The organism is Thalassotalea fusca, assembly GCF_053485835.1.
Map to the genome: position 1 here is coordinate 66198 of NZ_JBQRUN010000015.1, position 13353 is coordinate 79550.

The window sequence follows — 13353 nt, forward strand, 5'->3', positions numbered from 1 at the left end:
ACCAATTTCACCAACCGAATGTTGTAAGCAATTATTCATAAACACTTTTTTGTATTTGATTATACGTTGTAATAAATGCTGATGACATTGAATTGCCATCAGCACCCTTAATTACTCCGAATGATTTACGTTAGAACGTAAAATCGATACGGAATGTAACGTTGCGGTCTTTACCGTAACGTGCCCAGTTTGCACCTGAGTAACCAGCGCTCGCAGCACGTTTATAAGTAAAGTACTCTTCGTCAAGTAAGTTATTAATATGCAAGCTTAACTTAGTGTTTTCGTTCACTTCGATACGGCCAGAAAGGTTAACAACTTCGTACGCTGGGATTTCATCTAATTCAGTCCCTTTAAAGTACGAATTGTATTTACCGTATACTGCTAAATCAGCACGAATATATGCTTGACGATTGAAGATCTCGAAACCTTGGTCAAATGCTAAATAACCATTGTATTTAGGTACCATAGTCATTTCGTCGCCTTTTTCAACCTTCAATGCTGGTACATCAGACGTCATTTCGGCATCGGTATAACCGTAGTTCAATGTCATGGTTAAGTCGTCAGTAATACTAACTGTACTTTCGAATTCAAAACCTTGCGTTTGCGCTTCTGCAGCGTTAGCCGTGATGCGGAAACCACAGCCCATACGCATTGGCGCTTGAACACCCGTCCAGTCAATACGATAAACCGCCATCGCAACAGACACTCTGCTATCCATTAATGAGGCTTTGTAACCTAATTCATAGTTTTGAATTTCGTCAGACTCATAACGAGGCTTATAGAACTTCGCTAATGGATCATCACGACAGGATTGCGGAAGTTGTGGTAAGTTGTTGCCACCAGGACGGTAACCTTCTGAATACAAACCGTAAACAGACATTTTGTCAGTTGGACGCCAAGACGCACTGAACTTCTTACGGTTGCCGCTTTCTTTACCCGCAGATTCAGCTACTGTTGGTTCAGGGCCATTCCAAATACCAAGTAAGACTTCCTCGCTTGCATCTTCTAGTTCATAGAAACGGATACCAGCATTTAGCTCTAGCTCACCCATGTCAGCTAAATCAAATACATAGCTGATTTCACCGAACAATGCTTGCTCTTTGTTCCAGCTATTAATCGACTCTTGGCTATAGTTGATGTTAGGGTCATTCCAGTAAAACTCACCTAATTCAGCAACAGTATTAATCATTTTACTGGTTGAACCATCTAATGACTCATACTCTTGTCCTAAGTATCCCCAGTAATAACCCCAAAGGTAAGTTGCAAGGGCTTTACCTTCGTCACCATCACCATGGTACTGGTATTGTGCGTTTGGTCTATCGCCTAACGTAGATTTATCGTAGAAGTAACCTACTGTCCAGTCGAACTTGCTCTCTACATTGTTGCTCTGTAGGCGTAATTCATGTGTTACACGATCAGTTGAATAATCATCGATAATCCAGCTACGGAACAAATCCTGGCCATCAGTACGTGACCAATCCTGCATACCGCCAGTTTTGTTCTCACGGTATGAACCGGCATAACTTAATGAACCTAAGCCATAGAAATCTTCGTCATCAATAGTTACCGCGATAAGATCCATTTCATTATAAGCGCGAGTATCCATTTGTTCCCAAATAGCATACTTAGGATGCGCTGTAGTAATAGGACCATCACTTAAACATTCAACGCGCGACAAATTACAATCAGGGCTAGCACCTAACGAAACGTCATAGCCAAATGGCGCATCTTCGTTAGCTGTTAACTCTGCAGAGTAATATGAGTGAAAACCTGTTGATGTATCTGAATCAGAATCACCTAATGCACGTGAATTTTCATGGATGTACGACACATTTACACGAAAATCACTTTGTGGCTGCCATAAAAATTGAGCACGGATCATTTCATCTTTGTTGTAACCCTGTACACCAGTGTTCACGTTAGTGGTTGGTTTAGGATCATCAGAGATTGAACCGGTTACGCGCATTGCCATCGTTTCACTTAACGGCATATTAATCGCTGCATAACCACGGATTTCGTTACCCGGTGTGCGTTTTTGATTGTTCACTTGGAAAGAACCATTCACTTCAAATTCATCAAGCAATGGTTTCTTAGTGATTACACGTACAGTACCACCTATAGCGTTCGAGCCGTAAAGTGTACCTTGAGGCCCACGTAATACCTCAACACGCTCCACGTCATATAGATCGCTAAAATTGTATGGTATACCATCAGTAAAGGTTGAAGTTGTGCCAGGAGTTGAATCATTACTCCCTGCCAATCCACGTAAGATGAGTTCTCCACGAGGGCTCGCAGCACCAGCTACCGTTCTATAGATATCTTCTTTATTCACTAAGTTTCTGTCTGCAATTTCCATTGCCGAAACTGTTGAAACACTCATAGGAACTTCAATGATTGATTCCGCTTTTTTACGCGAAGTAACCATAATGCGTTCCATGCCTTCTTCTGCTTTACTTTCATTTTCAGCAGCATACAAAGGCATTGAAGATAACGCTGACAAGACAGCACTACAAACGAGACTGGACTTTAACACGTTATTAATATTATTAGACATGCATTTTCCTTAAACTTTACAACTAAGTTTGTTGTATTTATCGTTTTCTTGTTTTACTCAAAAGAGTCCAGCTCCCAAGATTTGACACGCTAGTTCTTTATCTCATCGCAAGAATAAGTTGGCAGAACACAAGCAAAAATAGGTGCTGGCAAAAATTAGTAAATCACCAGTTGGTTGCCAAGGCAATAAGGTAAATAGCAGAGTCCAGAGTCAATTTTTTTATTAATCGTTTTAATTGAATTTTTTTTGCTAATTGCACGTATCTCCAAAAAATTAACAATTTCCTAAGAAAGCTAGGTAGGCAAGTTCATTTTGAATAATCACAGATAAATTGTTCAAAATACGGCATACAACATTACTGAATAACTATTCAGTCAGTTTTAAATGTTAAAAAATGTGTATTTGACGTTAATATCGGTAAATATTTGGCAACTAGTTCGTAAATTTTACAAACTCGTTCGCAAATTCACAATTCCAGCTTTGCAATATCGGTTAAATTGACTATTGTATACGGGCAGTAAATATCATTGATTCGCTAAATTACGAATATAGGTAACCGCAAGTTTGCTACATCGCTAAATTTTGTGCTTGGTTGATATTCAGTTATACAATGACATAGTCACTTTTTATGAAGAACGTCTGGTTACAAAAGCATACTGATTTCATGGCATGGCTAACAATTCTGATGCAATGTTACTTTAGTACCAATCATTACCTCGACGCGTGGCAGCCTGATGAAAAGCGAGTCGTTTAGGTTGTACAATACCAAGTCTGTGCGGTTCAATAATAAATCACCTATACTTACTCGTACCCTCATTTAAAGAGCTCAGATGATGTTGCCTATATCTGCTGTATGGTTTGGATGAGACCGTGTTTCCGCGTCTTGATACATAATTTAATTTTACTCGACACAGTTGTGTTAGTCCCTTTTGCCTTTTCATTTGCACAAAGCTCTTATGGTGACAGTACTTCTTTTACCCCGTTTAAAGATGTCGGCTCATCACTTTCCAGCATACGAATATGAAAAACTTTACTGTATCCCAAGGCGGTCAAACTAAGAATATGTTGTTAAATCAGAAACAGAAAACTCGCTATGACGCTGCATACTTTGCCGCTTACCTTGTAAGCAATGTTAGTAACGGAAGTGGTTAGCGCATGAAACGTACAATATGAAAACAATTTTCAATTCATTAGAAAGGCGAACAACAACGGCTGTTATAGTCATTTGTTTATTAGTAGTGTTGTTCATAGTTGCAGTTGCTATATCACTCAATAGCATAGATATTGTTGAACCCCTTTTTATACTCCCTATCGTGATAGTTAGTTGGTACGGGGGAAGAACAGCGGGTTTCTCATTGGTAGCATTGATAGTTACGCTCTCCTTGTTTGTAAAGCATTCAATATTAGAAATATCCTTCCTTTATCCCGGCGCTATTTTTCATTTAATTTTTCATGTTATTAGTTATTTATTGATAGCCATTCTGGTTATTAATTTTAGAGATTCTCATAATGAAGAGTCTCTGTTGGCTAGCACAGACGGTCTTACTGGGCTGTTAAATACAAGAAGCTTTTCAATTGAATTAGCGAATGAAATTCTTCGTTCAATAAGATACGAGCACATCTTTTCATTGGCATATATCGACATAGATAACTTTAAACATATCAATGATTCCATTGGGCACCAAGAAGGTGACAAGCTACTTACAGTGGTATCTCGATGTTTAAGTTCCAGTCTAAGAAAAACCGATATTGTTGCAAGGTTAGGCGGTGATGAGTTTGCCGTAATATTTCCCGAAACAGGGCAACAAGAGGTAAAAAGTGCCTTTGCCAACGCAAGTAATGCACTCAAAAGAAAAATGAAAAACAATAAATGGAGTGTTAGTTTCAGCGTTGGTATTGTAACCTTTGAAAAATTACCTACCGATATCAAAGAAGCGATAAAGATTTCGGACGAGCTGATGTATACAGTTAAAAAAAATAAGAAGAATGATGTAGCGTTTCAGGTTTGGCAAGGTAAAGCTTAACAACTATGGCGCACAACTAAGTGAACCGTACTCCACATTGACGGCTCACTTACTTTAGAGCCAAGGCCAAATGCTTATTTATGACGAGAAACAAGCCTCCCGCTAATAAATGGCCTCACTTCATAAAGCTCATAAATGTTAAATCCTCCATGATTCTACAAAACCACCTTGCAAATGATAATTGTTAGCATTAATATTCGCACACTTTTTTGATGACCAACCATGAACATAATAAAATGCTAAGAACAAAAATAAGCCTATTAACAATACTTATAGCCACCAACCTGAATGCTCAAACAAATACTGTTCAAGATAGCCAAGTAACAAACATCGAACGCATAGTCGTTACTGGCAGCCGTATCGTAGAAAGCATTGATGAAGTACCTGCCACAATTACTATTATCAATAGAGAAGAAATTGAAGCACAGTTAAGAGTTTCGCCTGAATTACAATCGTTACTTGCCGCGTTAGTCCCAGGTTTAGCGCCCAATACTGGCTCTTCCAGTAATTCAACGCAAACACTTCGCGGCCGTTCCCCCCTTGTAATGATTGATGGCGTGCCACAGTCAACACCTCTTAGAAACGGCTCGCTCGGTATTAGAACGTTAGATCCAAACGTTATTCAACGTATTGAAGTGATTAAAGGTGCAACGTCTGTTTATGGTAATGGCGCAGCGGGTGGCATCATTAATTACATCACTACAAAAGCAAATGAGAATGACCAACTAAACGGAAGCATTAGCTTTTCTAGCCGCTTCAGCGCAGTTAAATTTGAAGACAGTGCAGGCCAACGCATCGAAGCCTCTATTGACGGAAACATTAATAAATTTAGCTATGTTTTGAATGCAAGCTATGAGGAAAATGGCGTTCAACGCGATGCAGAAGGGGATGTTTTAGGCTTAATCTATGGTTTGTCTGATGCAAAAGTACAAAATTACTTTTCTAAATTTGGCTATCAGTTTGATGAAGACAAGTCACTTCAACTTACATTTAACCATTATCGCTCGGAGCAAGACAGTGACTTAATCGACGTTACCGGCAGCGTTAACACAGGTGTTAAATCTCACGCAATAAAAGCGCCAGAAGGTACCGTTAAGCCTGGTGTTCCTCAAGGCCCAAAGAATGACAACCTAATGGTGAAATATAGCGACGAAGCACTGTTTGAAAACACGCAAATGGTGATCGACGCCTATTCACAAAAAATCGAAAACATCTTCTTTTTCTCTCCTTCTTTATCTAACCCAAGCGAAGGATATGAAGGCGGCCAATCACTCATTAAATCCAAAAAAGACGGTTTAAGAGTTACGTTCAATAGTCAATTTGAATGGGACAATCTCGAAACTACACTCATTTACGGTATTGATGCGTTAAACGATGTTACTTCGCAGCCATTAGTAGACGGGCGTGTATGGGTGCCGGAAATGGACATGGAGAACCTTGCAGGCTTTATGCAAAGCAAATGGGTATATAACGACGACCTAATCATCAAGGCCGGTATTCGTCGTGAAGAAATTGATTTAGCGGTTGACGACTACAGCACGCTAAAACTTTGTCGTACGCCTGAAACCTGCTCAGTACCCGTTAACGTAAAAGGCGATACCTTAAATTACCGCGCTACCACCTATAATTTTGGTATTCGCTATAACATAGCTGACACTTTCCAGCCGTTTGCTAATTATTCTCAAGGGGCTGATATTTCTGATATTGGTCGTCTGCTTCGTACTGCAACAGTTACAGATATCAGTTTGATACGCACAGAAGCGTCGATTATCGATAACTATGAAATAGGCTTTGTTTCAGATATTGATAATCTACACATGGAATTTTCAGCGTACCGCAGCACTTCTGAATTGGGCACAACCAATAAATATGACGAAGCAACTGGTGTCTATTTGCCCGTAAGAGCGCCGCAAGAAATTTACGGCTACGAAGCATTAGCGCATTACACGATTTCCCCTGAGCTAGGAGTAACCGCAAGCTATGCTTGGGTTGAAGGTAAAGATACAGCTAACGATGAGTATTTAGGCGCTAAGCAAATAAGCGCGCCAAAAGGTTCCGTCAATATCAACTGGAAACCAATAAATAACGCTCACGTAACGATAAGTTATTTATATGTTGGTGATCGTAAGAAGTTTGAGCAAGTGAACGGTCAATATGTCGGTGATCAAGGACCAATTGATAGCTACCACGTGGTCAATCTAAGCGGCAGCTACGTCTTTGATAATGCTTGGTCAGCGTTTATCGGCGTTGAAAACTTGTTTAATCAAGACTATTACCCGGCAAAGTCGCAAGCTTATACCTACAAAGGCTATAACGTGAAAGGCTTAGGTACTACCGTAAATATGGGTGTTAGTTACCAGTTTTAGTCAATAACAGTAATTGAGACTTGGGAGCTACCAACTGCTAGCTCCCTCTAAAATTAATAGACTAGGTAGCCTATCGTGTTAAAAACTTGGATTAGACGCATACATTTAACGTTAGCAGCACTAGCTGGATTGTTATTATTGAATTTAAGCATTTCTGGCGCCTTGCTCTTATACGCAAAAGATATTCAAGCGATAGTAAATCCAGATTATTGGCGCTTACCAACAGGCAGTAACCTACAGCAATCGCACTTACCTTTGTCTACCTTGGCGAATCAAATCGAATCAGCGACCAACAGCAAAGTAAAATTTATTCAACAGGAGGAAAAAAAGGATAAACCGTGGCTTGTTTATTTAGCCAACGGCGAGTATTTGAATATCAACCCGTATTCAGGAAAAATACTACTCAAGTACAACTACTACGACACCTTTTACGGTTTTGTAATGGCTTGGCATCGTTGGCTAGTTTATCAAACCGATTTAAACAACAAGCCACTCAAGGTATGGATGTCTATCGCCAGCCTTGCCCTAATGGTGGAAGTAATACTTGGATGCTTTTTGTGGTTAAAACCCAAACACAGATTAAAGCGTTTAAAAATAAAATGGCGTAGTAAGCCCAAAACCCTTTTTTACCAATTACATACTGTCCTTGGTGTATTTGCCGCTATTCCGCTGATATTAATCGCATTCTCTGGTATGGCCTTTCACTGGCAACCTGCCACAAAACAGGTGGTTGAATGGTTAACATTCAGTAACGTTGAAACAGCCAAATTTGAATCATCGAACGTTGAACAAACATATGTGTACAAACATAGCCAATACGAGCTAGAACAAGCTTATCAAGCAGGTCAGTCTGCACTAGAAGGTAGCTCAGTGTATCGAGTATATTTGCCCCAAAAATCAGGTGAGCCGCTTAAGTTACGACTAGAAATGCCTGATGAAAGCCATGCTTATAGTTGGAGCTGGGTAAATATCGCTTCAGGAAATGTATTGGCTACGTTCGACGCTAGCCAAGCGAGCCTCGCAACCCAGGTTTGGAACTTTAAGTACAAATTCCACATTGGAGAATTTTTAGGTTGGCCAGTAAAAGTGCTATGGCTATTCATAAGCCTGCTACCGAGCTTTTTTGTGATCTCTGGGTTTTATTTGTTGATTAAGCGAAAGAAGTTATTTACCAGAAAACTAAGGCCTGTTCGATGCGCTGCCTAAAAAGTGAGAACTAAGGCAAGTTTGTAACAATACATCAAGCATTTCGTCTCCACAAAACGGCCCTTTCTTTATTAATGGAAGTTTGTTGACTACATTTATTGAACAAATCATAGCCAATAGTTGAAGCCCACATGCATCACTTTAAATTATTAAATTTAATTGCAGTGATAATGGTAGTTACTGCAATAGGCTGTTCAAAAGTCGCTGAAGAAACAGCGCAAAACCCCACTGATAGCAATGATAATACAGAAGAAAGCCAAGCCGTTGTGCTGTTAAGTCGCTTGCCCACATTAAGCACCAAAGACAGTATTGCTATTATTGAGCTTGATCCTGAGTCACAAAACTTTAGCAATATTATTTACGAGTATGCCCTGCCTGAGTTTGACGCTCCACTACACCACCTTTATTACAGCCCTAACGGCCGACTATATGCCACTGGTTTAGGTACGCAATGTAGTTTGGCTGAAATATCCCTAGTGCGAGATGTAAACGCCAATCCATTAATTAATGGTGTAGAGTGCTTAGATACGGGCGGTCAGGTAGTGGGTGAAGACATTATGTGGCACAGCGTGAACAATAAACAATATATGTTTGTTACCTTTATGGGGGGCACCGACTTAACGCAGGCCGATACTGGCTCAGTCGGTGTTTTTGACCCACAAACCAATAAAGTCATAAAAATAATTGAAGCGCCAAAAAGCCAAGTTGGAGAAGGCGAACCTTACATCATGTATCCCCATGGCATTTCTGCCTATGGAGATCGAATGGTAGTGACTTCAACGGTTCATCCAGATCTTGCGACAGGCATTGGTAACAGCGTCACCATTATAGATTTAAACACATTTGAACCTATTGAAAATATTGTCATTGAAGATGCAAAGCCCGTAGGATTTCCATCGTCTCCCGTCGAGGTACTCTTTGTTCGTCCAAGCATCGTCAAAGGCGTTGAACCTGCGGTGTTAGTCAATACGATGTTTGGCTTTGAAACGTGGAAAATCCCTTATAACGAGCAAGATAAATCGTTTGGTACACCTGAAAAATTGTACGACGGCGGTAAAGAAAATACAGGCGTACCGCTTGAGTTCTACGGAAATGAGGAAGAACTCTTTATCAGCCATGCCATTCCTGGCATTGTTAAACGCTACGACTTAAAGCAATTACCCAACTTAGTCTCTTCTGGTGCAGATATAAAGGGGGAACTTGGCGCTCACCATATGATCTTCTTTGAAACAGCCTCCGGACGAAAAGTTGTGGCGCTGCAAAACAATCTATTGAACTTAGGCAATGCTGCTGACAACGATCCTACTGATATCGACTTTATCGCCAAAGTAAATGCCCATTCAATAACCATCCATGACTTAGCCACTGGTGAACGCTTAGCAAGCGTTAACTTTAAAAAACGCTTTAATAAAGGCATTGATAACATTGAAGCGCTGTTTGGCTCAGGGTTTGTTCACCACCATTAACAGCTAAAGTGATGAATAAAAAACTAGGGTGATGAACAAACAACTAACCATTGCGGCGATTTTTCTCGCCGCATTATTGTCAGCAATATTTGGCTACTTGAAATTTAATCAGCCAGCGCCTCCTCGCCTAGCTAAGATCACTTTTCCTTTTATTTTTGGCCGTTTTCAAATTCCGCAAGACAATCCTTTAACACAAGAATCAATCGAGCTAGGAAGGCGCTTGTTTTACGATCCACGGCTATCTAGCAACAATGAAGTCTCTTGTGCGACATGTCACAAACAACATTTAGCGTTCACTGATGGTTTAGCGCGCTCTGTAGGAGTTTCAGGTAAGCCCCTAGAATTTAATGCCATGAGCTTAAGCAATTTACTGTGGGGACCTCAGCATTTCTTTTGGAACGGTCGTTCCACTTCTCTAGAAGAGCAAGCACTACAACCTATTCAACATGTCGATGAAATGGGTCAGGACATAAATGCACTTGTAGATGAATTTAAGCAAGACAAATCCTATCGAAAGTTATTCAAGCAAGCATATGGCGGTACTAGTTCTACAGCCATTGCAAACGCGTTAGCCAACTTTCAACGCACATTAATTTCATCTAATTCCAAATACGATCAATATTTGCGAGGAGAAGCTGAACTAACCCCTCAAGAAGAACTTGGACGAAAACTTTTTACCGCTCACCCAGATACCAAAGTAAATTTACGCGGCGGCAATTGCATTGATTGTCATAGCCAATTTCTCACCAGTGGCTTTAGCACCTTTTATGACGGTTTTAGTAACAACGGTTTAGACAATGACGAAGACTTACCAGAAGGGTTGTTTTCTGTCACAGGAAAAGAGCAACACCGTGGATTATTCAAAACCCCAACATTACGTAATATCGCGGTTACAGGCCCTTACATGCATGACGGCCGTTTTAAAACATTAGCCGAAGTTATGCAGCATTATAATGGCGGCATTAAACGAAGTAAGACATTAAGCCCATTGATTATCGAAGCCGACAATAATCTCAAAACTCAAAAAGACCACATCAGTCTAAACTTAACTCAACAGGAAGAAGAAGCGATTATCGCGTTCTTGCACACACTGACTGACGAAAGCTTTTTAACCAATAAAAAGTTCTCTAATCCATTTAATGAAAGGGACGAAAATGAGTAAAAAAATTGCCCTATTAATTGCAATCGCAGCAGTTGTCATAACAATTGTGCTAACGCATGATAAAACGCCCCCAACTAAGCAGCTTACCCTGCGTTTTAAACCATTCGTAAACGCCCCCCCCTTAGTGTTACATCATCAGAATTACCCCAATCCGGGGGGCGAAGGCACATTCATCATTCGAGAGTTTCAGCTATTCATTAGCAACATCAAACTAACTAGCAATAACAGTAGCTATGTTGAAGCTGAGAGTTACCACCTGCTAAGATTTGACGGTGACAACAACTACTATGAAATAGTTCTTCCGAATATTGGAACATCAGCGTACCAACAGATTGAATTTGCCGTCGGCGTTGACCCTAAGGCTAACGGCAGTATCACAATTGCAGGCGACCTTGACCCAAACAGCCGTATGGCCTGGAGCTGGGATGTGGGCTATAAATTCTTACTTCTAGAAGGCGAATTAACACAATACCAACTGCAAATTCCTTTGGTATACCATGTGGGATTTAACGAAAACTACACGCGCCTCAGTTATCCCATAAACATTGAGGCATACGCAGCCAATTCGCAGCTCAACTTCCACATTGATATAAGTCATTTGTTCGGTAGTGAAAACCCTATCGATTTAGCTGAAATATCGACGGTTAAATTTGATGAAGATGATGCTGCGTTAATAGCGAATGGGTTTAAGTCGTTTATTAGTATGAAGTAGGCTATGGCCGAGTAACTTTCTTTTGATTTAAGCTACCCATTTCAAAATACCAAACTTACAGATGGCACTAGATATTTCAAGAATTTAATATAGGCAGTGTTTACGAACCCTTCATTTAAGATTGTAAAATAGCCACAGACTAAAAGGCCGCTGTTTCACAAAATGTGTTATTGAGTCTAATCCAGTCGAGTATAAATCAAAGGCACTAAACTTTCTTTTAAATTTTCAGAAGTAAAATCAAATAGCCATCAATTACAATAGCTCTCGACAAATTAATCGAGTCATTGGCTCTCAAAATGTAACTATTCGTACTTGGTTTACGTATTCAGATAAAACGGCTTATTTTATAGGTGCTATTATGTATCTATTAAAGTTACTTAATTTAAAAATCTTCAGTATTCTCTATTTCCCTCATTCCCAAGATAACCTAGTACAGAATAAGGTAATAGAAAATAACAAAGTTTCTGGTTTGCAAGAGGCCTTAATCACAGCTTCGTGTAATACACAGTGCATAATGCACAAGCCTATTTATGTTGGGCTTCTAAGATTTTTATATTGGGTATTGTTTAACTACAAGGCTTGTTTCGCTCAAATGAACATCGACAAAATGTCCCGTCAGCAAGCTGATAATGCCCGTTGGTCTGCATTAATGGCCAGCGCTCAAATGGGCAGTAAATCTGATTACCAGCAACTACTCACTGAATTGGCGAATGTTATACATGCTTATCTACGAAAGCACTTAGGTAACCAAGATTTTCTGGAGGATTGTGTACAAGATACGCTGATTGCAATACATCAGGCTCGTCATACCTATGACCCAAAGCGTTCATTTAGACCATGGTTATTTACCATAGTTAGACACAAGTTAATAGATCATTTACGTCATAAAACCACCAACCAAAGAGTCATCCAACATCAACATCACCAAGAAGCTATTCGCCAACAAGGGGAGCAACCAGGCGTAGTGGAAGCATCAATCGACAACAATAGCCTGTTAAATACACTGTCAGTGTTAAATAGAGAAGCACTTACACGTACTAAGCTCTTGGGCTTTACTTGCGCCGAAACAGCCAAACAACTGGGCATTTCAGAAAGTGCCGTAAAAGTGAGAGTACATCGTGCTATCAACAAGCTAAGACAGGTATTAGAGGACGAAGAATAATGCAAAAACGCGAACATTTAATTACCCAGCTTACCGAAGAGCTTACCTCTGTCAAACAAATACCCAATGTAAACCTGTTAGCGATAGCTTGGTTTTCGTTGAGTATTGTTTATGTCATCTTGCTCGTTAATTTATTAGGACCCATTCGACCTGGCGCACTAGACCAACTAATGTCATCACCACGTTTTCTATTGGAAATGCTGCTAGGTATTACGGCAATTGGCTGGTTAAGTTTACAAGCGTTTCGGGATTCTGTACCGGGTATGTTAAGTCGACGGTTTATGGTCGGTAGCATAATATTGATGATACTATGGCAAATGCAATATGTGATTGGTTTCGTGTCGCCTGCTTTGGAGCCATCCACTTTAGGTAAGCGCAACTTATGCCTTTATGAAACAATATTCTATTCACTTCCGCCTATTTATATTGCCTGGTTATTGGTTCGTAGATTCTATCTCCTCCATCCAATGCGCACAGCGGTGTCACTCAGCCTAGCATCGGGAATGATGCCCGCTCTTTACATGCAAATTGCATGCATGTATGACCCGTCACATACATTGAATTTTCATATGGCTCCTGGCTTTTTAATGATAATTATCGGTGTCTCAATAGCGTGGTATTGGCAACCTAGCAATACCAATTCGAATACATAAACCTTTCACTAGTTTGCTTGTTATTTGAGTGACTTTGTAGCACTGTTT

Annotated in this window: 9 protein-coding genes; 8 read left to right on the forward strand and 1 reads right to left on the reverse strand. The window is 40.1% G+C overall.

Annotated features, from left to right (window positions below):
• Positions 1–130: 130 nt before the first annotated feature.
• Positions 131–2554 carry a TonB-dependent receptor gene (locus tag ACSLUK_RS15915; RefSeq protein WP_448549664.1) on the reverse strand — a complete coding sequence of 808 codons (2424 nt, stop codon included), beginning with the start codon at positions 2552–2554 and terminating at the stop codon, positions 131–133.
• 1169 nt (positions 2555–3723) lie between these two features.
• Between ACSLUK_RS15915 and ACSLUK_RS15920 the strand changes: the two genes are divergently transcribed.
• From ACSLUK_RS15920 to ACSLUK_RS15955, 8 genes are all read left to right on the forward strand, one after another.
• Positions 3724–4578 (forward strand): GGDEF domain-containing protein, encoded by an 855-nt coding sequence (locus tag ACSLUK_RS15920; RefSeq protein WP_448549665.1) that lies wholly within the window; start codon positions 3724–3726, stop codon positions 4576–4578.
• Positions 4579–4814: 236 nt separating this feature from the next.
• Complete coding sequence (locus ACSLUK_RS15925; protein WP_448549666.1) at positions 4815–6944, forward strand: TonB-dependent receptor; 2130 nt, start codon at positions 4815–4817, stop codon at positions 6942–6944.
• Positions 6945–7019: 75 nt separating this feature from the next.
• Complete coding sequence (locus ACSLUK_RS15930; RefSeq protein WP_448549667.1) at positions 7020–8150, forward strand: PepSY-associated TM helix domain-containing protein; 1131 nt, start codon at positions 7020–7022, stop codon at positions 8148–8150.
• A 170-nt stretch (positions 8151–8320) separates the two neighbouring features.
• On the forward strand, positions 8321–9616 hold the full coding sequence (locus ACSLUK_RS15935) for a YncE family protein (protein ID WP_448549668.1): 1296 nt from the start codon (positions 8321–8323) through the stop codon (positions 9614–9616).
• A 31-nt stretch (positions 9617–9647) separates the two neighbouring features.
• Positions 9648–10778 (forward strand): cytochrome-c peroxidase, encoded by a 1131-nt coding sequence (locus ACSLUK_RS15940; RefSeq protein ID WP_448549669.1) that lies wholly within the window; start codon positions 9648–9650, stop codon positions 10776–10778.
• On the forward strand, positions 10771–11490 hold the full coding sequence (locus ACSLUK_RS15945; protein WP_448549670.1) for an MbnP family protein: 720 nt from the start codon (positions 10771–10773) through the stop codon (positions 11488–11490). The genes ACSLUK_RS15940 and ACSLUK_RS15945 overlap by 8 nt, the downstream gene beginning before the upstream one ends.
• A gap of 592 nt (positions 11491–12082) precedes the next feature.
• Positions 12083–12652: a sigma-70 family RNA polymerase sigma factor gene (locus tag ACSLUK_RS15950; protein ID WP_448549671.1), complete on the forward strand. Its 570-nt coding sequence runs from the start codon at positions 12083–12085 to the stop codon at positions 12650–12652.
• Positions 12652–13305 (forward strand): NrsF family protein, encoded by a 654-nt coding sequence (locus tag ACSLUK_RS15955; RefSeq protein ID WP_448549672.1) that lies wholly within the window; start codon positions 12652–12654, stop codon positions 13303–13305. The genes ACSLUK_RS15950 and ACSLUK_RS15955 overlap by 1 nt, the downstream gene beginning before the upstream one ends.
• The last annotated feature ends 48 nt before the right edge of the window (positions 13306–13353 follow it).